The 24,705-nt window shown below is 73.4% G+C and carries 16 protein-coding genes; 4 read left to right on the forward strand and 12 right to left on the reverse strand.

Annotation, left to right across the window (positions count from 1 at the left end):
* The first annotated feature begins 63 nt into the window (after nucleotides 1-63).
* Nucleotides 64-690 (forward strand): TetR/AcrR family transcriptional regulator, encoded by a 627-nt coding sequence (locus tag IG99_RS18185; RefSeq protein WP_078947782.1) that lies wholly within the window; start codon nucleotides 64-66, stop codon nucleotides 688-690.
* On the opposite strand, the gene IG99_RS18190 is transcribed toward IG99_RS18185, so the two are convergent.
* From IG99_RS18190 to IG99_RS18200, 3 genes are all read right to left on the reverse strand, one after another.
* Nucleotides 677-1,639, reverse strand: a complete 963-nt coding sequence (locus IG99_RS18190) for an ADP-ribosylglycohydrolase family protein (protein ID WP_037675281.1) — start codon at nucleotides 1,637-1,639, stop codon at nucleotides 677-679. The two genes, IG99_RS18185 and IG99_RS18190, sit on opposite strands and share 14 nt — an antisense overlap.
* A gap of 38 nt (nucleotides 1,640-1,677) precedes the next feature.
* Complete coding sequence (gene galE, locus IG99_RS18195; RefSeq protein ID WP_037675283.1) at nucleotides 1,678-2,658, reverse strand: UDP-glucose 4-epimerase GalE; 981 nt, start codon at nucleotides 2,656-2,658, stop codon at nucleotides 1,678-1,680.
* Between the two features lie 77 nt (nucleotides 2,659-2,735).
* Nucleotides 2,736-3,224 carry a MarR family winged helix-turn-helix transcriptional regulator gene (locus IG99_RS18200; RefSeq protein ID WP_037675285.1) on the reverse strand — a complete coding sequence of 163 codons (489 nt, stop codon included), beginning with the start codon at nucleotides 3,222-3,224 and terminating at the stop codon, nucleotides 2,736-2,738.
* Nucleotides 3,225-3,343: 119 nt separating this feature from the next.
* Here IG99_RS18200 and IG99_RS18205 point away from each other — a divergent pair, with 119 nt between their 5' ends.
* Nucleotides 3,344-3,757, forward strand: coding sequence for an organic hydroperoxide resistance protein (locus IG99_RS18205; protein ID WP_037675287.1), 414 nt, complete (start codon nucleotides 3,344-3,346; stop codon nucleotides 3,755-3,757).
* A 22-nt stretch (nucleotides 3,758-3,779) separates the two neighbouring features.
* Here IG99_RS18205 and IG99_RS18210 read toward each other — a convergent pair whose 3' ends face one another.
* The 9 genes from IG99_RS18210 to IG99_RS18250 form a co-directional block, all read right to left on the reverse strand.
* Entirely contained in the window at nucleotides 3,780-5,333 is a 1,554-nt protein-coding gene (locus tag IG99_RS18210) for a hypothetical protein (protein ID WP_037675288.1), read from the reverse strand.
* 73 nt (nucleotides 5,334-5,406) lie between these two features.
* Nucleotides 5,407-6,678, reverse strand: a complete 1,272-nt coding sequence (locus tag IG99_RS18215) for a hypothetical protein (protein ID WP_037675290.1) — start codon at nucleotides 6,676-6,678, stop codon at nucleotides 5,407-5,409.
* The gene (locus IG99_RS18220) at nucleotides 6,675-8,897 is read right to left on the reverse strand and encodes a bifunctional glycosyltransferase/CDP-glycerol:glycerophosphate glycerophosphotransferase (RefSeq protein WP_037675292.1); all 2,223 of its coding nucleotides are present in this window, start codon (nucleotides 8,895-8,897) and stop codon (nucleotides 6,675-6,677) included. Before IG99_RS18220 ends, IG99_RS18215 begins: the two co-directional genes overlap by 4 nt.
* Nucleotides 8,898-8,905: 8 nt before the next feature.
* Entirely contained in the window at nucleotides 8,906-11,125 is a 2,220-nt protein-coding gene (locus IG99_RS18225) for a bifunctional glycosyltransferase/CDP-glycerol:glycerophosphate glycerophosphotransferase (protein WP_037675294.1), read from the reverse strand.
* A gap of 107 nt (nucleotides 11,126-11,232) precedes the next feature.
* The gene (locus IG99_RS18230) at nucleotides 11,233-13,488 is read right to left on the reverse strand and encodes a bifunctional glycosyltransferase/CDP-glycerol:glycerophosphate glycerophosphotransferase (protein WP_037675296.1); all 2,256 of its coding nucleotides are present in this window, start codon (nucleotides 13,486-13,488) and stop codon (nucleotides 11,233-11,235) included.
* A 152-nt stretch (nucleotides 13,489-13,640) separates the two neighbouring features.
* Nucleotides 13,641-14,483, reverse strand: a complete 843-nt coding sequence (locus IG99_RS18235; protein WP_234311883.1) for a carbohydrate ABC transporter permease — start codon at nucleotides 14,481-14,483, stop codon at nucleotides 13,641-13,643.
* Complete coding sequence (locus tag IG99_RS18240; RefSeq protein ID WP_037675299.1) at nucleotides 14,480-15,760, reverse strand: carbohydrate ABC transporter permease; 1,281 nt, start codon at nucleotides 15,758-15,760, stop codon at nucleotides 14,480-14,482. Before IG99_RS18240 ends, IG99_RS18235 begins: the two co-directional genes overlap by 4 nt.
* A 70-nt stretch (nucleotides 15,761-15,830) precedes the next feature.
* On the reverse strand, nucleotides 15,831-17,219 hold the full coding sequence (locus tag IG99_RS18245) for an ABC transporter substrate-binding protein (protein WP_037675300.1): 1,389 nt from the start codon (nucleotides 17,217-17,219) through the stop codon (nucleotides 15,831-15,833).
* Nucleotides 17,220-17,399: 180 nt separating this feature from the next.
* Nucleotides 17,400-21,257 (reverse strand): FHA domain-containing protein, encoded by a 3,858-nt coding sequence (locus IG99_RS18250; protein WP_037675302.1) that lies wholly within the window; start codon nucleotides 21,255-21,257, stop codon nucleotides 17,400-17,402.
* A gap of 340 nt (nucleotides 21,258-21,597) precedes the next feature.
* Between IG99_RS18250 and IG99_RS18255 the strand changes: the two genes are divergently transcribed.
* Nucleotides 21,598-23,277, forward strand: a complete 1,680-nt coding sequence (locus IG99_RS18255) for a serine/threonine-protein kinase (protein ID WP_037675304.1) — start codon at nucleotides 21,598-21,600, stop codon at nucleotides 23,275-23,277.
* A 132-nt stretch (nucleotides 23,278-23,409) separates the two neighbouring features.
* On the forward strand, nucleotides 23,410-24,648 hold the full coding sequence (locus tag IG99_RS18260) for a serine/threonine-protein kinase (protein ID WP_037675306.1): 1,239 nt from the start codon (nucleotides 23,410-23,412) through the stop codon (nucleotides 24,646-24,648).
* Nucleotides 24,649-24,705 lie beyond the last annotated feature (57 nt).

The following is a 24,705-nucleotide window of genomic DNA, read 5'->3' on the forward strand; positions in this document are numbered from 1 at the left end:
TGCTCGTGATGCCTGCCACGTGGCGACGGGTCCGTATCGTCGCAACGCCCTATGCTGGTCCGCATGACGACGAACGCCGACGGCCCCCAGACGCGTCCCCGCCGCCGCGCCCCCGCCGGGGCGGCCGTTCTGCGCGAGGACGTGACGGAGGCCATCCGGGCGGCCGTCTTCGAGGAGCTCGCGGCCGTCGGCTACGCGCGCATGTCCATCGAGGGCATCGCCCGCAGGGCTGGAGTCGGCAAGACCGCGGTGTACCGGCGCTGGCGCTCCAAGCTGCACCTGGTGCTCGACATCGTCTCGGCGCTCGCCGTGCAGGGCCTGCCCGCGCCCGACACCGGCTCGCTGGAGGGCGACCTGCGGTTGCTGTACGAGGTGACGTCGCGCGCGCTGCGCCACCCGGTGGCGTCCCAGATCATCCCCGACCTCCAGGCCGAGGCGGCGCGCAATCCCGAGATCCACGAGGCCATGCAGAAGACGCTGCGGGAAGGGCAGGACGGCGTCGCGACCACCATCGTGGCGGCGGCGGAGCGGCGCGGCGAGGTCCGCGCCGGCCTCGACCGGGAACTGGCCCTCGACCTGATCTCGGGCCCGCTCTACTGGCGGTCGGTGGTGATCCGCGGCCCCAGGCTGCCGAAGGAGTACCTCGGCGCGCTGGCCCGGGCGACGGCCGGGGCGCTCAAGGCGCTGTGAGACGGTGCGGGCGGCCGTTCAGCCGTCCCGCGAGCTCGGCCAGCTCCGTCACCCGCAGCACCCGTTCCCCGAATCCGGGCAACGGCACGTGCAGGACCTCGGTCCAGCGCGGCGGCACCGCGTCGGCGCCGTGCACGGCGCCGGCGAGCGCGCCGGTGACCGCGGCGACGGTGTCGGTGTCACCGCCGAGGTCGATGGCGGAGCGCACGGCGTCCTCGTAGGAGGAGGTGGTGCGCAGGGCCCAGACGGCGGAACCGAGGCAGGGCCAGACGGCGCCGTTGAACTCCGTCGCCAGGTCGGGATGCCAGTCGGGGGACAGGACGGCCGCGTACCGGTCCCGGTGGTCGGGGTGGACCTCGGCGAGCGTCTCCGGTATCGCGGTCAGCGGGTCGTCCCCGTCCAGCGCGGCGCGCACCAGCTCGTGGAGGACGGCGGTGCCCTCCCAGGCCGCCCGGTCCCCGTGCGTGAGCGCCGCGATCCGGCGGGCCGCGTCCATCGTGGCGTCCCGTCCCCGGCGCGCGAAGTACACGGCGGAGGTGGCGGCCCGCATCAACGAGCCGTTGCCGGCGGCCCGTCCACTGGTCTGGAAGTGCAGGGCCGCGGCGATGTCCCACGGGTCGCCGCCGGCCAGTACGGCCTCCGTCTGCAGGCCGATGTCCTTCGGGTCGGCGGCGGCCCAGCGTTGGAACCGCTGGAACAGGTCCGGCGGTTCGAGGCCGCCGCGCTCCAGCAGGGACTCCGCCACCAGGACGGCCATCTGCGTGTCGTCCGTCGCCTCGCCCGGCTCCCAGCCACCCCCTCCGCACATCTCGCCGCCGTGGCCGGGGTGCGGGAAGCGGGCGGAGAAGGCGTGCTCCGGGCCGAACTCGAAGGGGGCGCCCAGTGCGTCGCCCACGGCCGAGCCGACGACGGCTCCGACGGCACGGGAGAGGCGGGAGGTGGTGGTCATTCCGGCAGCGTACGCAGCGGTGCTGTGGCCGGGTGGTGCTACGGCCGGGCCGCCTCCGGATGCAGCCGTACCCAGCCCTCCCACGCGGACCTGATCATGTCCTGGACGTCGTGCTCGGCCTGCCAGCCCAGTTCCGCCGCGATGCGGTCGGCGGAGGCGACCACGCGGGCCGGGTCGCCGGGACGGCGGGGGGTCACGGTCGGGGGCCGGTCGTGGCCGGTGACGGCGTTGACGAGGTCGATCATCTCGCGTACGGAGACGCCCTCGCCGCGGCCGATGTTGACGGTGAGGTCACGGCCGGGGGAGGCCCGGAGGGCGCGGGCGGCGGCCACGTGGGCCTCTGCGAGGTCCACGACGTGGATGTAGTCGCGGACGCAGGTGCCGTCGGGGGTCGGGTAGTCGTCACCGAAGAGGCGCGGGGGCGCGTTCCGGGTCAGCCGCTCGAAGATCATGGGGATGAGGTTGAAGGCGCCGACGTCGGCCAGCTCCGGGCTCGCCGCGCCCGCCACGTTGAAGTAGCGCAGGCAGGCCGTGGAGAGGCCGGTCGCCCGTCCGGTCGCCCGCACCAGCCATTCGCCGGCCAGCTTCGTCTCGCCGTAGGGCGACATGGGCAGGCACGGGGTGTCCTCCGTGACCAGGTCCACGTCCGGCATCCCGTACACCGCCGCGGACGAGGAGAACACGAAGGACGGCACCCGGGCCGCCGTGACCGCCTCCAGCAGGACGCGCAGGCCCTCGACGTTCTCCCGGTAGTAGTGCAGGGGCCGTTCCACCGACTCGCCGACCTGCTTCCTCGCCGCCAGATGGACCACCCCGGTGACCGCGTGCGCGGCGAGGACGCGGGCCAGGCGCTCCCCGTCCAGCGTCGAGCCCACCACCAGAGGCACGCCCTCGGGCACCCGCTCGGCGATCCCCGTCGACAGGTCGTCGTACACCACCGCCCGCTCGCCCGCCTGGGTCATCGCGCGGACGACGTGCGCCCCGATGTAGCCGGCGCCGCCGGTGATCAGCCAGGTCATGTGAGGTCGCGTCCCCTCGTCAGTACGCCCGTGAACAGGTGACCAGTGAAGCAGGCGGGGACCCTTCCCCCGGGTACCTACGAGCAGCCCGGTGTCTCGTCCAGCGCCGCCGAGTCCAAGGCGCCCGTGAGCTGGTCCAGCCGTTCGCGCAGGTCGCGGATCTCGTCGAGATCGAAGCCGGTCGCGGCGGCGATGCGGCGCGGTACCTGGAGCGCGCGCTCGCGCAGGGCGGCGCCCTCCTCGGTCGGCCGCACCTCCACGGAGCGCTCGTCACGGGCGCTGCGCTCCCGGCGCACCAGGCCGGCCGCCTCCAGGCGCTTGAGCAGCGGGGAGAGCGTGCCGGAGTCGAGGCGAAGGTGTTCGCCGAGCTTCTTGACGGGGAGGGCGCCCTGTTCCCAGAGGACGAGCATCACCAGGTACTGGGGGTAGGTGAGTCCGAGGTCCTTGAGGACCACGCGGTAGACACCGTTGAAGGCGCGCGAGGCGGCCTGCAGGGAGAAGCAGATCTGGCGGTCCAGGCGGAGCCAGTTCTCCTCGGCGGTGGGCGTCGGTGTCGTCGGAGTCATGCCTCCAGGATAGCTCGGGTGGGCCATTTAGTTGTACGCAATTGAATTGTGTGCTCTACTTGTCGTCGTGCGGCGGCCGGACCGGCCGCCGGAACGTGACCTGAGAGGGATGGTTTTCCATGGACGCGCTCTACACCGCTGTCGCCACCGCCACCCACGGCCGTGAGGGCCGTGCCGTCTCCTCCGACGGCAAGATCGACCTCGCGCTCGCCATGCCGGTGGAGCTCGGCGGCAACGGGCAGGGCACCAACCCGGAGCAGCTGTTCGCCGCCGGTTACGCCGCCTGCTTCGGCAGCGCCCTCGGCCTCGTCGGCCGCCAGGCCAAGGTCGACGTCAGCGACGCCGCCGTGACCGCCGAGGTCGGCATAGGCAAGCAGGGCGAGGGTTTCGGCCTCAAGGTCACCCTCCGCGTCGAGCTGCCCGACACCCTGGACGAGGAGACCGGCCGCAAGCTGGTCGAGCAGGCTCACCAGGTCTGCCCCTACTCCAACGCCACCCGCGGCAACATCGAGGTCGACCTCGTCGTCGAGTAACCCACGCGAACAACCACCCGTCTCACCCGACCCGCGCCAGCACCTCCCCCGTCCGTCCGCTCCACGCCACCACCACCGCCTCCTCGGGCACCGGGTGCCAGCGCGTCAGCAACAGCCAGCGCACGTGGTAACGGCGGGCGACGGCCGTGCGCTCGGCGCGGGTCGACGCGGGGGAGAGATAGGCGCGGACGTCCTTGAGGCGTCGTAGCCGCTCCCGCTCGTCCAGGGCCGGGTCGGGCCAGGCGGGCGCGGCGAGGTTCGGGCCGTGGCCCGCGATCGCGTGGACGGCGTAGTAGCCGTCGGTGATCACGACCTCGCCGGGCCCGATGTACCGCGCGGCCCAGTCGTACGTCGGCCAGCGCGGCGGCTGTTCGAAGCCGACGGGGTCGAGTGAGCGCGGTACGACCGCCCCGGCCTGCACGGTGAGGAACCCCAGACACGCCCCCGCCGCCGACACCACGGCCAGCACCTTGCGCCCCGTCCGCCACGGCCGGGGCGCCGCCAGTTCCAGCGCGAGCGCGAACTGCGTCGGCACCAGGGCGAGTCCGAGGATCCTGCCGTAGGTGTAGTGGCCGCTGACCCAGCCGTACCCCACGACCAGGCAGTGCAGGGCGAACAGCAGCACCAGCGGGTCGCGTGCCGAGCGGCGCCCGCGCAGCCACAGCGCCGGCAGTCCGAGCAGTGCGAGCCAGAAGTGCCCGGGCAGGTCCCGGTAGAGCCGCCGGTGCATCGCGTCGACGCTGCCGTCCCCGGCGAGCGCGAACACGTCGTAGTACGGCCAGCCCCAGCCGACCAGCAGCGCCACCGCCCCCACCACCGACCACCGCACCGCCACCGCCGCGCTCCACCCCCGTTGCCATCCTGCGACGAAGGCCGCGCACCCCAGCGCCGCCGCCACCGCCGTGATCGGATGGATCAGCAGGACCACCCCGTACAGCGCGCCCAGCGCCCCGTACCCGGCGAAGCCGCGCAGGCCGTTCGGGCCCACGTACCGCACCCGGCGCGTGTCCCGCGCCCGGGAGCCGGTCAGCGCCCAGGCCCAGAAGGCCAGTCCGATCGCGAAGGTGGACGGATAGCCGAGGTTGCCGGTCATCGACATCAGCCCGAGGTAACCGCTCCACCAGGCCCGCTCGGTGCCCCACAGCAGTGTCGTCGCGGCCAGCGCCAGGACCGGCGCCCACGGCCGGGGTGTCAGCACCCGCACGAAACGGTTGACGCCGGTCAGCAGCACGAGCAGGTTGAACGGACCGGCGAGCCGCACCACCTCCCAGCCGGACAGCCCGGTCAGCCGGGCGAACGCGCCCTGCGCGACGGCGTACGGCGAGTAGTACGGGCTGCCCGCGCCCGGCAGGTCGGCCATCGGGTGGCGCGGCTGGAGCAGACGGTCCTTGAGGCGCTCGACGACCGCCGCGTGCTGTCCCGCGTCGCAGCACAGCGGCACCCTCCAGTACGCCAGCGACATCACCAGCCAGAACAGGAAGCCCACGGCCTGGTACGGGGTCGGACGCCAGATACGCCCGCCGCGCAGCGCCGTGGCACCGCGCACCGGCCGTCGGGTCAGGACACCGGCGCTCATGGGAGGGGTGCGGAAGTGTGCGTAAGGGGCATTGGTCGTATATTCCCAACGACGTCAACAGCCGTACCGTCTGTCACCTCATCGAGTGAGCCCGCCCGGAGTCCTGGGACGGCAGCAGCACCTGCCCGCGCACCGCGGGCTCCAGCAGCAGCGGCACGCCGAGCACTGGCAGCAGCCACACCAGCACGATCAGCCGCCCGCCCCAGATGTTGATGTCCGGGTGCCCCGCCTGGGTGAGGATCCCCGTGAACGCGGCCGCGAGCAGGAACGCGCCGAACGCCCGCCGCCGGAGCGCGCCCCAGGCCCCCGCCGCCAGCAGCGACACGAACAGCGGCTCCCACAGCTGCCGTCGCAGCCACTCCACCCAGAAGTTGCCCTGCAGATGCAGGAACTCCGCCCAGGGGCGGGCCCGGTCCGGACGCGAGAAGTGCGCGGTGAGCAGGTCCTGCAGACTCTCCGACTCGGACGGGTAGTGCAGCACCCGCGCCGCGAGCAGGGTGCCGACGACTCCGCAGCACCCCGCCACCGCGACCGCCATGGGCCCACGGCAGTCGGCGTACCGCCCCCGCCGCCACCGCCGCACGGCGAGCACCGCGCCCGCCCCCGCCAGGCACGCCCCGAGAAACAGCGCCTGGGAGTGCTTGACCGTGAACAGCGCCACCAGCGAGCCGCCCACCAGCCAGGCCCCCGCCCGCACCCGCCCGTCCAGGGCCAGCGCGCACCCCCACACCGCCGCGAGGGTCAGCGTCAGCAGCAGCCCCTCGGTCATCGGCCGCATCGCGGTCGCCCCGCACGGCAGGACGTAGAACAGGGCCTGACCGGTCAGCGCCACCGGCACCGACGCCCGCAGGGTGCGCAGGACCAGGAACGCCAGCATCCCGCCCGCGACCGTGATCACCACACTCGCCGTCCACAGCCCCCACGTCACCCCGAACACGGAGACGAACGGCACGAGGAGGGCCGGATACCCCGGCCGAGCCTCGAAGATCCGCATGAACCGCTCCGGCATGAACGGCACCGTGTGCCCGCCCGTCCGGCCGGCCCGCAGCCCCGCCTGAACGGTGCGCCACTCCGCGGCCCGGCACTCCGCCATGACCCGCGCGGTGGGGTCGGGCCGGTGGAAGCGCACCACATGTACCCGCTGATTGCGGGCCGCGATCGCCGCCTTGCCCGCGCACGCGTAGTCGATGGTGGCGGCAGCCGCCTCCCGCTTGCTGTCGCCGCGCAGGCTGAGGGCGTACGACAGGTAGTTCTTGGTGTCGGGCGTGTCCCGGCCGGTGACGTTCGCGAGCTGGAGCAGCGCGAACACCCCGGCCAGGAGGAGTACCCAGGCGCGTGGCCTCACGACGAGGGCGTGAGCGCGTCGTGACCGGTGGCGGGGCCGGGCACCCTCACCAGGGGCGACGGCGACGGCATGGACTCGCCCAGCATCAGGTTCCGTACCACCCGCTCGGCCGCCCGCCCGTCGTCGAACTCGCAGAACCGCGTCCGGAAGGAGGACCGCAGCCGCGCCGACTCCTCGTCCCGCCAGTGCCCGGAGTCCAGCAGCCACGCCAGCTCCCGGTAGGAGCGCGACACATGGCCCGGCGGCTCGGCGGTGATGTCGAAGTAGGCGCCGCGGCTCGCCGCGTACGCGGGCCAGTCGTCGGCGTGGACCACGATCGGCCGGTCGAGGTTGGCGTAGTCGAACATCAGGGACGAGTAGTCGGTGACCAGCACGTCGGAGGCGAGCATGACGTCCTCGACGCGCAGCTCGTCCGTCGCGTCGACCAGCACGCCCCGCCGGTGCAGATCTGACAGGCCCAGCCCGCGCGCCGGGCCGGTCGAGAGCGAGGGATGCAGGCGCACGACGAGGGTGTGGTCCTCGCCGAGGTCCGCCGCGAACCGGGCCAGGTCGACGCGGTCGACATGACCGCCCCGCCGGTACTCGCGCCGGGTCGGCGCGTACAGCACCACCGTGTGGTCCGCCGGGATGCCGTGCCGCTCCCGGAACGCGGCGCCGTCCTCCTCACGGGCGTCCACCAGGACGTCGTTGCGGGGGCTGCCGGTGCGCGCGGACGTGAAGTGGCAGGGGTAGGCCCGCTCCCACACCAGCTCGGAGTGGATGTTGGCGACCAGGCTGTAGTCCCAGCGGTCCGCGCGGCGCAGCATCTGCGGCACGTCGACGCCGTGCCGGGCGCCGGGCTTGGTGAGCAGATCGGCCGCCATGTACTTCAGCGGGGTGCCCTGGTGGGTGTGGATGTGGACGCTGCCGGGCCGCTTGACCAGCGTGCCGGGCCAGTTGACGTTGTTGACGAAGTACGTCGCCCGTGCGGTGACCCGGCGGTAGGGCAGCGAGTCCAGCAGCACGTGCTCGACGCCGTCGGGCAACTGGGCCGCCTCCTCCTCGCTCCGGACCACCCACACCCCGCGGATGTGCGGCGCGATCTCCCGCGCCTTGCGGTAGACGGCCGCGGGATCGCCGAGCACACCCCGGTGTGAGAACGCCGAGTACACGGCGAGGTCCGGGTCGAGGGAGCGGCGGGCGTGCGCGGCCGCGTAGCCGCGCTTGACCCGCCCGGCCGCCGCCTTGCGCACCAGCAGCGCCCGGCGCCCCGCCTCCCCGGCGACCCGTCCGGCCTGCCGCTTCACCAGGTAGGCCGGGTAACCGCCCTCCAGCAGCCGCAGTTCGCCGTCCACCGTCGCGCCGGCCGGCTTGTGCTCACGGAACATCTCGGCCGTACGGCGGAAGAACTCGCCCTTGTCCCTCGGGGGCAGCCGGTCCGGCTTGGCGAGGATGTCGAGACAGTGCTCGCCCATCTTGCGGTGCAGATAAGGCCGCCAGCTCGCCAGCTCGGGGCGGGAGTCGACGAACGCGAAGACCCGCTCGTACTGGTCGTGGATGTCGAAGTGCTTGCGGCTGGTGGTGGACAGGATGTTGCCCTGGCGGCGCTGCCGGTAGTTCAGGCAGATCCGGTCGAGGGCCGCGATCCGCCCGGCGCTGAGCATGACCGGGAACGTCCAGGGCGTGTCCTCGTAGTAGCCCGGCGGGAACTCGAAGCCGCCCTCCTGGACGAACTCACGGCGGTAGACCTTGTTCCAGACCACCATCAGCAGATCGAGGACCTCCGGGTGCTCGGCCACCGTGAAGGTGCCCTCACCGGCCTCCGCCAGGACGTGCGCGAGCACGTTGCGCCGGGTGCCGCCCCACCAGTAGGTGCGCGCGTAGTCGAAGACCAGCACGTCCGGGTCGGACGTCTCGTCCAGACGGTCGGCCATCGCGCGCAGCGCGCCCGGGGTGAGGGTGTCGTCGCTGTCGAGGAAGAAGAGGTAGTCGCCACTCGCGTGCGGCATGCCCGCGTTGCGGGCCCGGCCGAGTCCGGCGTTCTCCGGCAGGTGCAGCGCCTTCACGCGCGGGTCGCGGGCCGCGTAGGCGTCGATGATCTCGCCGCAGCCGTCGGGCGAGCAGTCGTCCACGGCGATCACCTCGATGTCCCGGTACGACTGCTCCAGGACCGAGTCGAGGCACTCGGCCAGGAAGCCCTGGACCTTGAAACAGGGGACGATGATGCTGAAGCGGGGCACTGCGGAGGTCAGCTCCTTACGAGGGTGGAGGCGGCGGGGGCCGGGACGCGCTCCGCGAGCGGGAGCACGGGAGGAATCGCCTCGGGCGGCTCGCCGAGCAGCACCCGGCGCACCACGCGCTCGGCGGCCCGGCCGTCGTCGAACTGGCAGAACCGCTCGCGGAAGGCGGCCCGCAGCGACGCCGACTCGCCGTCCGCGTACGAGCCGTCGCGGAAGACGCGCGCCAGTTCCTCGGGCGTACGGGCCACCGGGCCCGGCGGCGCCTCCATGAGGTCGAAGTAGACGCCCCGCGTCTCCTGGTAGACCTCCCAGTCGTCGGCGTACACGACGATCGGCCGGTCGAGGTTGGCGTAGTCGAACATGATCGACGAGTAGTCCGTGACCAGCGCGTCGGCGGCCAGGCACACGTCCTCCGAGGAGCGGTGCCCGGTCACGTCGATGATCCGGCCGCTGCTCGCCTCGCCGCCCCGGTCGTAGAAGTAGTGGGCGCGCAGCAGGACGACGACGTCCTCGCCGGCCGCCTCGCAGAACGCCTCCAGGTCGAGGCCGGTGTCGAACCCGGTCTGGTGATCGCGGTGGGTGGGCGCGTAGAGGACGGCCGTCTTCCCCTCCGGGACGCCCAGCTCCTCGCGGACGCGGGCCACGTCGTCCGCGGTCGCCGTGCAGTAGACGTCGTTGCGCGGATAGCCGTACTCCAGGTGCTCGTAGGAGCCCGGGAAGGCGCGCTCCCACATGCGGGTGGAGTGGCTGTTGGAGGAGAGGTTGTAGTCCCAGCGGTCCACCCGGCCGAGCAGCTTGGCGAAGCTGCCGGTCGCCGCCGCCACCACCGGGTACGTCGACTGGTCGACGCCCATCTTCTTCAGCGGGGTGCCGTGCTGGGTCTGCAGGTGCACACTGCCCCGGCGTTTGACCACGCCCTCCGCGAAGTTCGCGTTGTTGACGAGGTACTTGGCGCGGGCCAGGACCTCCCAGGAGCGACGGCTGCCGAGCACCGCGTGCTCGACGTCCCCGGGCATGGTGTGCGCCTGGTCGGGCTCGACCAGGAACACCGGGCGGATGTGCGGCGCGAGTTCCCGGGCCTTGGCGTGGATCGCGGCCGGGTTGCAGGCGTAGCCGCGGCCCCAGTAGGCGCAGTACACCGCGAGGTTCTCGTCCAGGGGGCGGCTGAGCTGCAGCCGGTAGTGCAGGCGGGTGCGCAGCAGGCGGGGGCGGGGGACGCGCTCGATCGCCCCGGTCGCCGCCCGGTTGGCGCCGCGCAGCGCGCGGAACGCCGCGTACGCGCCGGTGGCCAGCAGCCGGTGCTGTACGCGCAGGCTGCCGCCGGGGGCGCGGAAGCCGGCCGGGCGGTGGTGCCGGTAGAGCCTGCCCGCACGGCGGAAGAAGGCCCGGCGGCGGCGCGCGGGCAGTCGGTTCGGGTGGGCCGCCGTCTTGAGGACCGCGGCGAACAGTTGCTCGAACAGTGGGCCGAGCCGCTCCGCGGCCAGGCCCTCCTCGGCGGCCCGGGTGAGAACCAGCTCGGTCTGGTCGAGCAGCCCGGCGTGGTGCTCGCCGGGCAGGTTCAGCCGGTTGCCCTGACGGCGCAGCAGATGCCGTACGACCACCCCGCGCAGCACCGCCACCCGCTCGGCGGCGACGGTGACCAGGCCACCGAAGCCGACGTCCGTGAAGGGCCCGTCGGGGAAGACCAGCCGGCGGTCGGTGAGGAACGCCCTGCGGTAGGCCGCGCTCCACGCCGGGAGCTGCACGCCGGTGATCCGCGCCGCCCGCTCGGGGGCGAAGGCGCCCTTCGGCGCCTTCGCCAGCAGCGGGGCGGCCGGGTTGGTGGGGTCGCCCTCCCACCAGGGGGTGCGCTCGTGTTCGAAGTACAGCACGTCGACGCCGTCGGCACCGGTGCCGCCCGTCTCGGCCAGCCGTGCGTCCAGCGCTGACAGGGCGCCCGGCGCGAGGACGTCGTCGCCGTCGAGGAACAGCAGGTACGCGCCGGTCGCCGCCCGCATCCCGGTGTTGCGCGCCCCGGCGAGACCGGCCGACGGCGGTGAGTGCACCGGCGCCACCCGTGAGTCCCGCTCCGCGTACCCGGTGGCGACGCCGGCCGCGGGGGAGTCGGGCGCGTCGCACACCGGGATCAGCTCGAAGTCGCCGAAGGACTGGGCGAGGACGGAGTCCAGCGCCAGGGACAGCCGGCCTGCCACCCCATGGGACGGGACGATGATGCTGAAGCGGGGCATTCTGCTCTTTCTGTTGTCGGCCCGGTGTTCTTCGCGGGCGGTGCTCTCGGGCCGGGGGCGGTGCTCTCGGGCCGTGAGGGGTGAACTCCCGCAAGAGAGAACGGCGTTCAGAGGCAGTCGGTGACGGGCAGCGGCCCGGCGGGTTGCGGCACGGTGGGCAGCGGGGGGTCGGCGAGAGCCGCCGCCGACGGCACCGGGTGGCGCTCGGCGAGCGGCACGACGGGCAGGACCTCCGTCTCGCCCAGCACGACCCGCCGTACCACCCGCTCGGCGGCGCGTCCGTCGTCGTACGGGCAGAACCGCTCCCGGAACGCGGCGCGCAGCTGGGCCGAGCGGGAGCCGCGCCAGTGGCCGGTGGCGAAGATGTCGATCAGCTCGTCCTCGCTGCGCGCGACCGCGCCCGGCGGGAAGGAACGCAGGTCGAAGTAGGTGCCGCGGGCCGCGTCGTACGCCTCCCAGTCCTCGGTGTGCACGACGATCGGCCGGTCGAGGTTGGCGTAGTCGAACATGATCGACGAGTAGTCGGTGAGCAGCGCGTCCGAGGCCAGACAGAGCGACTCGACGCTCGGGTGACCGGTGACGTCGATGACACCGTCGCCGCGGCTCAGCGGGCCGTCCTGCCAGTAGTGGGCGCGGGCCAGGATCACGAAGCGCGGGTCCAGCCGGCGCAGGACACGCTCCAGGTCGAGGGGACCGCGCTGGGTGCGGCGGTAGTCGCGGTGGGTCGGCGCGTACAGGATCGCGACCGCGTCCTTCGGGATGCCGAGCGACTCGCGCAGCCGGGTCACGTCCGCCGAGGTGGCCCGCTGGAAGACGTCGTTGCGCGGGTAGCCGTAGGGCAGCGTGGTGTAACCGCCGGGGTAGACGCGCTCCCAGGTCAGGGTGGTGTGTCGGTTGGCGGACAGGACGTAGTCCCACTTGTCGACGCCCCGAAGGAGCTCCGCGAAGTCCGTGTCACGCGCGGCGGCCGGCCGTTCGCGCAGGTCCAGGCCCATGTGCTTGAGCGGGGTGCCGTGCTGGGTCTGGATGAGGACCTGGCCGGGGCGCTTGACCAGCCGGCGGTCGAAGTTGACGTTGTTGACCAGGTACTTGGAGCGGGCCAGGGCCGTCCAGTACGCGGCCGAACCCGGGCGCAGCCGGCGGGTGCCCTCGGGGACGGTGTCCTGGTGCTCGGGGTGGGCGATCCACGCCGTGCGCACCCGCGGTGCGTGCGCCCGGAACGCCCGCTCCAGGGCGCCCGGGTTGCAGCCGTGACCGCGGCCCCAGTAGGCGGCGAAGACGGCCCGGTCGGCGCGCACCGGCAGGCGGAGCTGGACCTGGTAGTGGAGCTGGAGGAGGGCCGCCCGCAGGGCCCGGGCGAGCAGGGCGGCGCGCCTGCGGACACGGCGGCGCAGCGCCATGGCCAGCTGAACGGCGCGGTACGTGCGGTGCAGGCCCAGGCGGACCAGGGTGTGGCGCAGCCGGGCGCGGAGCGGGACGGGGGCGCCCGGCACGCGGTACCGGCGGTAGTGGGCGCGGGCCCGGCGCAGGAACTCGGCCCGGCTGCCGCGCGGGAGGCGGCCGGGCCGGGTGAAGATCGTCGTGAAGTGGTCGACCATGCGGCGGAACAGCACCGGCCGCCAGCGGGCGAGTTCGGGGCGCTCGGCGACGAACGCGAAGACCCGGTCGTACTGGTCGAAGACGTCGAAGTGCCGGCGGCTGGTGGTGCCGAGGATGTTGCCCTGGCGGCGCTGGCGGTAGTGCACGCAGACCCGGTCGAGGGTGGCGAGGGACTCCGCGGCCATCAGCGCCGGGTACGTCCAGGGTGTGTCCTCGTAGTAGCCGGGCGGGAAGGTGAGGTTCGCGCGCTCGACGAACTCCCGCCGGTACGCCTTGTTCCAGGCCACCATCAGCACCCTCAGCAGGCCGGGGCGGTCCTCCAGGCGGAAGGGCGCGGGGCCCTGCTCGGTGAGCTGGACGGCGACCTTGTTGCGGACCGTCTCGCCCGAGCAATACGTGCGCGCGTAGTCGTAGACCAGGACGTCCGGCTCGCCCGTCTCCTTCAGCCGGTCGGAGATCGCGTGCAGCGCGTCGGGGGCGAGGGTGTCGTCGGAGTCCAGGAAGACCAGGTAGTCGCCGGTCGCCTGCTCCATCCCGGCGTTGCGGGCGCGGCCCAGGCCCCGGTTCTCCGGCAGGTGCAGGGGGCGTACGCGCGGATCGCGGGCCGCGAACTCGTCGATGATCTCGCCACAGGCGTCCGGCGAGCAGTCGTCGACCGCGATCAGTTCCAGATCGGGGAACGACTGGGAGAGCACCGATTCGAGGCACTCGTGGAGGTACGCCTGAACCTTGTACGCGGGGACGATGACACTGAACCTGGGCAAGGGACATCCATGGGTCGGCGCGGGCGTTCTGCCCGGGAACGGCCAATGGAGTGAATTGGTTACGGTCCGGTACGGCATACGGGGGACCGTGCGGGAACGCGAGAGGGCGGGCAGATGGCGACCCGCCCTCTGAGAAACGTCCCGGTTTGCGGCTACTTGACCGCGCCCGCCATCACGCCCGACACGAACTGCCGCTGGAACGCGAAGAACACGGCCAGCGGGATCACCATGGAGATGAACGCGCCGGGCGCCAGGACGTCGATGTTGTTGCCGAACTGCCGTACCTGCGTCTGCAGGGCGACGGTGATCGGCTGGCTGCCGGAATCCGTGAACACCAGCGCCACCAGCATGTCGTTCCACACCCACAGGAACTGGAAGATGCCCAGGCTCGCGATCGCGGGCCCGCCCAGCGGCATCACCACCCGTGCGAACAGCCGCAGTTCACCGGCGCCGTCCAGGCGGGCCGCCTCCAGCAGCTCCTTCGGGATCTCGGCGAAGAAGTTCCGCAGCAGGAACACCGCGAACGGCAGACCGAAGCCCGTGTGGAAGAGGATCACCCCGAGGACGGAACCGAACAGACCGATCTTGCCGAACAGTTCGGCTATCGGGATCAGCGCCACCTGCACCGGCACCACCAGCAACCCCACCACACCCAGGAACCACCAGTCCCGTCCCGGGAACTCCATCCACGCGAACGCGTAGCCCGCGAGCGAGCCGATCACGACGACCAGGACCGTCGCCGGGACCGTGATCAGCACGGTGTTGACCAGGGAGTCGGTGATGTCGCTGTTCTGCAGCAGCTTGTCGTAGGCACCGAAGGTGAGCTGGGACGGCTTGCTGAAGACGGTCCACCAGCCGCTCGCCGCCATGTCCTGCGGTGTGCGCAGCGAGGACAGCAGCAGACCGATGGTCGGCACCAGCCAGAACAGGCCGACGACGATCAGGAAGACGCGCACCAGGCCGCCGTTGACCTTCTGCACGAGCCACTTCGTCATCGCCGCACCTCCCGCCTGAGCCGCCGGACGTTGAACCACATCACCGGGATCACGAGCAGCAGCAGGAACACCGCGATGGCACTGGCGACGCCCGGCTGGTCCTCGGCGAATCCCTTCCGGTACAGCTCCAGGGCGAGCACGTCGGCGTCGTCCTGCGAGGAGCCCGGCGCGATGATGAACACCAGGTCGAAGACCTTCAGCACGTTGATCATCAACGTCACGGTGACCACCGCGAGGACCGGCGCGAGGAGCGGGACGGTGACCCTGCGGAACACCTGCCACTCGTTGGCCCCGTCGACCCGCGCCGCCTCCAGCAGCTCCCGCGGCATCCCCGCGAGCCCCGCCGCGATCAGCACCATCGCGAAGCCCGCCCACATCCAGATGTACGACCCGATGATCGCCGGCGTGACCAGCGACGGGCCGAGCCAGTCCAGACCGTTGTACGGCTCCTTGAAGTTGCCCGCGGGCAGCCGCAGCTGTGCCCCGTCGGCCTCGGCGGGGAGCGTGAAGGTGCCGTCGTCGGCGGCCTTCGTCGAGGCCACCACCTTGCCGTCCTTGACCGCCTCGATCCTCATCCCGGCGTAGCCCACTTCGCTCGGATCGGGCTTGCCGAGGGTGCCGACGCCCTTGCCGCGGGTGAAGTCCTGCCAGGTCGTTCCGGTGATCTTCCCCGGCTCGGCCTGCGGCGCCACGGCCTTCTTCGCGCTGTCGGGCATCTGGTCGGGGGCCACGCCGACCAGCGGGAGCGTGACCCTGTCGCCGGCCCGTACGGGCTCCTTGGTGACGAAGCCGCCGCCCTGGGCCCGCAGCGGCGAGTCCCGCCCCGGGTGCGCCTTCGGGAACGCCGACGCCTGGGCGAAGGTGTCGTGGACGCCCACCCAGACCGCGTTGGCGACGCCCTTCTCCGGGTCCTGGTCGTAGACCAGGCGGAAGATGATGCCGGCCGCCAGCATCGAGATCGCCATCGGCATGAAGACGACCAGCTTGAACGCGGTGCCCCAGCGCACCCGTTCGGTCAGCACCGCGAAGATCAGGCCCAGCGCGGTCGCGACCGTCGGCGCGAACACCACCCAGATGATGTTGTTCTTCAGCGCGGTGCGGATGCTGTCGTCCGTGAACAGCGCCTCGTAGTTGTCGAACCCGGCGAAGCCGTCGCCGGACTGGTCGTAGAAGCTGCGGACGAGCGAGTACCCGATCGGGTAGACCACGAGCGCGCCCAGCAGCACCAGGGCCGGCAGCAGGAACAGGGCTGCCACGGCCTTGCGGGTGCCGGTCACGCTCTTGCGACTGCGCGGAGCGGCAGGGGCCGTGGTGACCCCTGCCGCCGGTGGCGACGTCATCGGCCGGTCAGCTTCCGTACGCCTGTGCCGCGTCCTGCTCCAGCTTCTGCTGCGTGCCCGCGACATCACCCGGGTTCTTCAGGAAGTCCTGGAGGTCCTTCCACTCGCCCTTGCCGGGAGTACCGCCGAAGGCCTGCGGGGCCTGGTCGGACATGTCGAAGCGGAAGTCGTCACCGGCCGCGATCAGCGCCTCGGCCATCTTCCTCTGCACCTCGTTCGGGTACGAGGACGGATCGACGCTCTTGTTGGGCGAGAGGTAACCGCCCAGCTTGGCCTGCACGGTGGCCGCGTCCGGCGACGCCAGGAAGGTGGCCAGGGCCTGCGCGCCCTTGGAGTCCTTCAGGATGACCGCCGCGTCACCGCCGGAGACCACCGGCGCGGTGTCGCCCACCGCCGGGAACGGGAACACCTTGGCGTCCGTGCCCACCTTGGCCTTGGTCTCGCCGATGTTGACCTGCACGAAGTCGCCCTCGAAGACCATGCCGGCCTTCGGCTGGTCGCCACCGGTGAAGGTCTGGGTCACCGAGGCCGGGAACTCCGTCTGCAGCGCGCCGTTCGCGCCGCCCGCGATGAAGTCCTTCTTGCCCCAGATCTCGGCGAGGGTGGTCAGCGCCTCCTTCACGGAGGGGTCCGTCCACTTGATCTTGTGCTGGGCGAGCTGGTCGTACTTCTCCGGGCCCGCCTGCGAGAGATAGACGTTCTCGAACCAGTCGGTGAGCGTCCAGCCGTCGGCGCCGCCTATGGAGAACGGTGTCACGCCGGAGTCGTAGACCGTCTGCGCGGTGCTGACCAAGTCCTTCCAGGTCTTGGGCTCGCCCGCCCCCGCGTTCTCGAAGACCTTGGCGTTGTACCAGATCAGCGACTTGTTGGCCGCCTTGTAGTAGACGCCGTACTGCTTGCCGTCGACCTTGCCGATGTCCTGCCAGCCCTGCGAGTAGTTCTTGGCGAGCTCCGCCTGCGCCTCGGCACCGAGCGGTTTGGCCCAGTTCTTGTCCACGGCCTGCTTGATGGCGCCGGGCTGCGGAAGCATCGCGATGTCCGGCGGCTTACCGCCCGCGATCTTCGAGCCGAGGAAGTTGATGACCGGGTCCTGCGCGGGCACGAACGTGACCTTCGCGCCGGTGCGCCTCTCGAACTCGGCGAGGACCTTCTTGAAGTTCTTCTGCTCCGCTCCGGTCCAGACGGCTGCGACCTCCAGGGTCGTGCCGTTCAGCTTGGGGAGGGAGAGGGAGGTGCCGGGTTCCTTGCCGGGCGCGGTGCCCGAGGGTTTGTCGCTGCTCTTGTCGTCGTCGCTGCCGCCGCACGCGGTGAGTGAGAGCGCGAGTGCTCCCGCGAGGAGGGCGGCCGCCGTCTGCGCGGCCCTGCGTGTCCGGTGAGTGCTGCTCGTGCTGACCATCACTGCCCCGTTCTTCGTCCTCGTCGAACGTTCGAGCGCTGTCCCGTGGCACTGGTCTACGCCGGGAGCCGGGGGTCGGCAAGACCGCCTCCCGTGTCAACCGGGGGATCGTGACCGCCTCGTGACTGTGTCTCCGACAGTGGCGCCGATGACGGACGGTGTGTCAGCGTCGGTAAGCCCCTACAGCAGTGACGGCACCTCCGCCGCCGAGACCTCCCGGGCCGCACGCTCCAACGCGCTTGCCAGCAGGGCCAGGTCGGTCGGCCCGTTGCCCAGCTCCCGCACCGGCCGCCGGGTCGGCGGGTCTCCCATCCGCTGCCAGTCCAGCGGAACCACCGTCGGGCGCAGGGTCGCCGTGCGGGGGATGCGTCCCGTGACCCGCCCGCCCTGGAACGGGGTGACCCGCCCGTCCCCGTGGGCCAGGCCGCCACGGCCCGCTGACGGCTCGTCAGGTCCCGACCCCGGTGCGTCGAGGGTGATCCGCAGCGCGGCCCGCTTGGCGGTCTCCGACTCCGCCGTACGGCCCCCCAGCGCGGCCGCCGCCACCAGGTGCACGCCGAGCCGCTCACCGTCCCGGGCCACCGCCTCCAACGCCCGCACCACGGAGCCCGCCGCCGGCCGCCCCGGCGATCCGAGCGGGGGCGCGACCAGTGCGTCCAGGTCGTCGACGACCACTATCAGCCGGGGCAGCGGCGGCGCGGTCTCCGCCTGCCGGCGCGCGGCCGCGGAAGGGCGCAGCCGCAACGTGGAACTGGGCGGGGACTCGAGATCCCCGGCACCGCTCCCCGGCGCCGCCGTCGGTTTCGGGGCGCCTCGGGCCGCGCCGCGCTGGGCGACGATCCGTCCCGACACCTCACGGTGCGTGTGCCACTCGGCGAAGTCCGACCGCCCGAGCAACTCGGCCCGCCGCTTCAGCTCGGCGCTCAGCGACTGCGCGAACTCCCGCATCCGCACCGGGTCGTTGGCCGCGAGGTGCGTGGTGACATGCGGTACGTCGGTACACACGCGCAAGCCTTCGCCGTGCCCGCCGCCGCCCGTGCCCACGGTGTCCCGGCCGTCGACGAGGACGATCCCGAGCCGGTCGGGGCGCTCGGCGGCGGCGAGCGAGGCGACGAGCGCCCGCAACAGCTCCGTACGGCCGCTGGCCGCCGGACCCTCGATCAGCAGGTGCGGGCCGTCGGCGACGAGATCCACACCGACCGGCCCGCGCGGGCCGGCACCGAGCACGGCGCGGGCCCTCCCACCGAGCGCCTCGGCGTCGTCGGCCGCGTCCGCCCAGCGTGCCATCAGCGAGGCGGGGGTGGCGCGGGCAAGGCCCAACTCGTCCAGCAGCCGCGCCGCCTGGGGCAGCGGTGCCGACACGCGCGCGTGGTGCTCGCCGGTGCCGTCGGTGCGCAGTGGTGCCAGCGCCCGCGCGAACCGCTCCGCCCAGGCGGGGGAGACGGCGTCCACAACGGCCACCGTGCCGTGGCCGACGGGGCCGGAGCGCCGGCTCTGAAGACCGTCGGGGCGGTCCTGCTCCGCCGGGGTCCGGGCGATCCGCAGCAGCCGCAGGGCCGTCGCCACGTCCCCGCTGAGCAGCGCCACGGCACCGCACTCCCGGAACGTCGGTGACGCCGCACAGGCGGCCTCGTAGGTGTCCGTCACCGGTGACGCGGGCGAGGCGGGCGCCGTCTCGGCGAGGCACACGACGTGTATCCCGGCCCGCGGGCCCTCCACCGCCAGCCGCGCCACCGCCTCCCGCAGATCGGCGCCGCCGGGGTCGCCGTCGACGACCACCACCGTGTACGGCCCGGGGAACACGCCGTCCGTGTCCTCGTCGTCGACGGCCCAGGAGGGGCGGGGAGAGGGGACGGTATGGCGGGCCGCGCCGGGCGCGAAGGGGTGGGTGAGGTCGGCCGCCGCGACCGTGCCGGTCTCCGCCAGGTGGTCCTCCAGGCGGCGCAGGAGTTCGCCGGTGCGGGCGGCGGCCTGTTCGCGGTCGTGGGCGAGGAGGAGGCGGCAGTCCTGGCCGTGGCCCGGGCGCAGGTGGGGCAGCCAGCCCAGCCAGGACCACTCCGCGACGCGTTCGGCCGGCGGGCGGGTGCGGTCCGCGCTGATCAGGACGAGTTCCAGGGCGTCGGGCGAGTGCAGCGCGGCCAGCTGGGCCAGCACCGCGCGGGCCAGCCCGGACAGCCGGGTGCGCGGTCCGGCGAGGCCCAGGGCGCCGACCTCGCGCAGGTCCGCGGTCACCGGTACCGCGGGCAGCAGTCCCGAGCCGTCGGGGGCGGCCCGGTCGGCCGTGCCCAGCCGTACCGTGAGCGCCTCCGGGTGGACCGGCCCGCGCTCCCACAAGCGGGGCCCGGGGCCCAGCGCCGTGAGCAGCAGGGCGGCCGGGTCCGGCCAGGTCTCCGGCGTCCCGGGGGCGGTGGCCGACGGCTCCGGGGCCGCACCGGGCGCTTCCCCGTCGTCGTACGCCTCGCTCCCGGCGGCCTCCGCTGTGCCGCGCCCGCCCTTCAACCGCCGCGCCCACGCCGACAGGCCCCCGCGCCTGCGGACGCCCTGCGGGACGTCGGTGCCGCGGAGGGGGGTGCCTTTGCGACGGCTGCTCTCGCGGGGTTCCGAGACGTCGGGGTCGGCGTCGAGGTGGTGGGCGGAGGGTGCGGACGGCTGGGCGACGGGAGGTGCGTCCGGCGCGCCGAAGGCGAAGCCTCCGCCGTGGGTGTCGCCGCCGTCACCGGGTGCCGGGCGGGAGGTGCCGCGCGGGGGCGCGCCGGGGGAGGGGGACCGGGGCGCGGGAGACCGGGGCGCGGGGTCGGCGGCGGCGCTGCGGGATGCCGTGTCGCTGCCGCGGGTGCCGTCGCCGAGGTCGCAGAGGTCGCCGGGGGCCGTCGGCCGGGGCCGGGCGCCACGCGACGGACCGCCCGGGGCGGCTCCGTGGGGCGCCGTGCCGTCCTCGGGGCCACGACGGGATGCCGTATCGCTGCCCCGGGAGGCCGTGTCGCTGCCCCGGGAGCGGGTGCCGTGCGGGTCGTCGTGGGTCTCGATGCGGGGTGCGCCGCCCTGGCCCGGCACCACGGGCGGTTCCGCCGAGCCCTGGGGACCGGAGCCGGGGGTGGCGGTGGCGGCCCAGTCGACCGCGCCGTAGCCGCGCAGGGTGTACCCGGACGGCTGGTCCGGGCCGGTTCCGTCGCCCGCGTGGGCCGCCCGGTCCGCTGCCGGGGAGGCGGCGCCCCCGCCACCGGGGGCCGGCACACGCGCGTGGACCGTGACCGGTCGTCGGGCGGAAGCCGGGGCCGCACCGCCGCTGCCGGTGCCCGGCTCCGCGTCCGTCCCACACGGCACCCGCACGTGCCCCTCCCCGTCGGGTGTCGTCGGGACCCGCGCGCCCGGGCCCCCGGCGGGGGCCAGCCGCAGGGCGGACTCGCCTATGCGCAGCAGGGCGCCCGCTGCCAGGCGGACCGGTCGGGTGCCGACCCGGATGCCCTCCAGCGTCGTGCCGTTCGTGGAGCCCAGGTCGGCGACCGTGACGCTGCCGTCGGGGGACAGGGTGACCGCGCAGTGCAGCCGGGAGACATCGGGGTCGTCGAGCGGGACGTCGGCGTCGGCGGAGCGGCCGACGTGGATCTGACCGCCGTGCAGCAGATGGACCCCGCCGGCGTCGGGACCGGCGACCACATGGAGCTGCGCCGGTGCGTCGTCGACCTCCGGATGCGGCTCGGGGTCGGCCGGGGCGCCCAGGGACAGCACGGCGCCGTCGACCAGCGGGGGCTCGCCCAAGGTGCACCGCTGGGCGTCCAGCCGCTCCGCACCTGCGTACAGCACCACCGTCGGGCCGGTCTGCTCCCGCCCGCGTGGGGCCGGACCGCCGCCCTGCTCGCGGCCGCGCTCGGCGGGAGCGCCACCTCCGTCACCGGAGACCGCCGAGGCAAGGGCCGACGCCACCGCCGCGAGGGCGGTGCCGGCGGGCGCCGTGACCAGCACGTCGCAGGTCGCGGCGCGGGGCCGCGTCTCGGAGGGCGGGCCCAGCGGGTCTACGACGGTCAGCCGGATCTGCATCGCCCTGAGCGGTCCCTTCCAGCACGCGGCCAGTAACTGGCTGCATCCTCGCACCTGTCACTGACAGCGCGCCCCCGCCTCGGCGTCAAGTGATCTTGATTGGTCGGCTCTGCCCGCAAAAGTGCCTGACCACGACATCGACATCGATCACTTGAGATCGGTCACGTCCGGCCCGGTGAACCGGCGGCCCGAGGCGAGCGTCTTTCCTGCGAACACGTAGGGGAACCCGTGCGTAGACCCGGGAAAGTCGACAACCCGGTGCCCGGCAGGGCGGCACTACAGTGGGTCGGAACATCTCGAGCAACTCGGAACAGTCCGCAAGCAACAGGGAGCGCATGACGTGCGGCCGGTAGGCAGCAAGTACTTCCTCGAGGAGCCGCTGGGTCGCGGCGCCACGGGGACCGTCTGGCGAGCCCGCCAGCGCGAGACCGCGGGCGCCGAGGCGGCCGTGCCCGGCCAGCCCGGTGAGACCGTCGCGATCAAGGTCCTCAAGGAGGAGCTCGCGAACGACGCGGACATCGTGATGCGATTTCTGCGGGAGCGGTCCGTCCTGCTCCGCCTGACCCATCCGAACATCGTGCGGGTGCGCGACCTGGTGGTCGAGGGCGATCTCCTCGCCCTGGTCATGGACCTCGTCGACGGCCCCGACCTGCACCGCTACCTGCGCGAGAACGGTCCCTTCTCGCCGGTCGGCGCCGCGCTGCTCACCGCGCAGATCGCCGACGCGCTCGCCGCCAGCCACGCCGACGGCGTCGTGCACCGCGACCTGAAGCCCGCCAACGTCCTGCTCCAGCAGAACGGCGGCCAGATGCACCCGATGCTGACCGACTTCGGCATCGCCCGGCTGGCCGACTCGCCCGGACTGACCCGCACGCACGAGTTCGTCGGCACACCCGCGTACGTCGCGCCCGAGTCCGCCGAGGGCCGCCCGCAGACCTCCGCCGTCGACATCTACGGCGCCGGAATCCTGCTGTACGAGCTGGTCACCGGCCGCCCGCCGTTCTCCGGCGGCTCCGCCCTCGAGGTCCTGCACCAGCACCTCAGCGCCGAGCCGCGCCGCCCGTCCACGGTCCCCGACCCGCTCTGGACGGTCATCGAACGCTGCCTGAGCAAGAACCCCGACCAGCGGCCCAGCGCCGAGAACCTCGCGCGTGGCCTGCGGGTCGTCGCCGAGGGCATCGGCGTGCACGCGAACTCCGCGCAGATCGCCGCCGCGGAGAACGTCGGCGCGCTCCTCGCGCCCGACCCGACGCCCGCGACCGTCCCGGGCTCCGCCGACCCGACCCAGGCCTTCCAGAACGGCGCCGGGGGCTACGACCCGAACGCCGCGACCAGCGTGCTGCCCCACACCGGCGGCCCCGCGGGTGCCGCGGACCCCACCGCCGTCCTGCCGAACACCGGGGCCGCCGACCCGACGGCGGTCATGCCGCCGGTGCCGCAGAACCAGCCCGGCGGGCAGTCGCCCGAGCAGCCCCACCCCTGGCAGAACCAGCTGCGGGCCGCCCGCGACCGCAACGAGCAGACCCAGGTCCAGCAGTACCTCGACCCGGGTGAGGACCCGCTGCGCCGCCGCCCCCAGCGGCAGGTCGCGCGACCGCAGCAGCCGCAGCCGCAGCAGTACGCACCGCAGCAGCGCCCCCAGCAGCGCCCCCAGCAACGCCCCCCGCAGCGGCAGCAGGGCGGCTACGGGCATCCGCAGCAGCAGCAGCCGCAGTACGCCACGCCCCAGCCGCCCCAGCGGTACGCCCCGCCGCCCGCCCAGCAGCCGCAGCGGCCCGAGCGGGAGCCCCGGGCGCCGCGACAGCGCAGCGCCAACCCGATGAAGATCCCTGGCCTGGGCTGTCTGAAGGGATGCCTGTTCACGATCGTCGTCCTGTTCGTCGCGGGGTGGCTGGTCTGGGAGCTGAGCCCGCTCCAGGAGTGGATCGGGACCGGCAAGAGCTACTGGGCGCAACTCTCGGACTGGTTCAGCACCGTGACCGGATGGATCGGCAAGGTGGGCGGGAGCATCGGCAAGTAGGGCTCTCGGGCGGCGGAGATTCCACGACTCTGTGGATTTGTCGACATCTGGCGGGTGATTTCTGTCTCCGCGGTGAAGGTTGGCTCGTCGGACGCGTACTTTTGACGGCAACACGCGTCTGTAGGAGCAGCCTTGGCACGGAAGATCGGCAGCCGGTACACCGCCCACCAGATCCTGGGGCGGGGCAGCGCCGGCACGGTGTGGCTGGGTGAGGGGCCGGAGGGGCCCGTCGCCATCAAGCTGCTGCGCGAGGACCTCGCGTCCGACCAGGAACTCGTCGGACGCTTCGTCCAGGAGCGCACCGCTCTGCTCGGCCTGGAGCACCCGCACGTCGTCTCGGTCCGCGACCTGGTGGTCGACGGCAACGACCTCGCCCTGGTCATGGACCTCGTCCGGGGCACCGACCTGCGCACCCGTCTGACCCGTGAGCGCCGCCTCGCGCCCGAGGCGGCGGTGGCGATCGTGGCGGACGTCGCGGAGGGCCTCGCGGCGGCGCACGCGGCCGGGGTCGTGCACCGGGACGTGAAACCGGAGAACGTGCTGCTGGACATGCAGGGCCCCATCGGCCCCGGCGGCTCGCACCGGGCGCTGCTGACGGACTTCGGGGTGGCCAAGCTCATCGACACCCCGCGCCGGACCCGCGCCACGAAGATCATCGGTACGCCGGACTACCTCGCGCCGGAGATCGTGGAGGGCCTGCCCCCCAGGGCCTCCGTGGACATCTACGCCCTGGCCACCGTCCTCTACGAGCTGCTCGCCGGCTTCACGCCCTTCGGTGGCGGCCACCCCGGCGCGGTGCTGCGCCGGCACGTCACGGAGACGGTGGTGCCGCTGCCCGGCATCCCGGACGAGCTGTGGCAGCTGATCGTGCAGTGCCTGGCCAAGGCACCGGCCTCGCGGCTGCGGGCGTCGGAGCTGGCGGCGCGGCTGCGGGAGCAGTTGCCGGTGCTGGTGGGGATGCCGCCGCTGGACGTCGACGAGCCGGAGACCGAACCGGAGGAGGAGCCCTCGCGGGAGGCGCCGCCGGAGGAGCGGGTGCCCCGGACGCCGGTACGGCGAGGAGCCGTGCCGCTCGTGCCGGGGGCGAAGCCGGCGGACTCCAACCGGGACACGCATACGTCGATGAGGGTGCCGGCGCCGGACGAGCTGGCGGGGGGTGCGCACGGGACCGCGCGGGCGCCGCGGGCGTCGGGGGCGCCGCGGCCGGGGTCCGCGCGGCACCGGGCGGCCACTCGGCGGCGTCGACTGGTGCTGGGGGTGGGGGCGCTGGTGCTGGTGGCCGCGGCCGGGGTCGGCACGTGGGCGGCGACGTCGGGAGACGACGCGGCTCCTGCCCCCACGCCGGGCAACTCGGCGCCCGCGGCCCCCTGACCGCCCAGGGGCCCCGTCCCCAGGGAGGCGCACCCGGCGTTGGCTGCTGGACGGAGC

This window comes from Streptomyces griseus subsp. griseus (genome assembly GCF_000720255.1).
In the GTDB taxonomy this organism is placed as follows: Bacteria; Actinomycetota; Actinomycetes; order Streptomycetales; family Streptomycetaceae; genus Streptomyces; species Streptomyces griseus_I.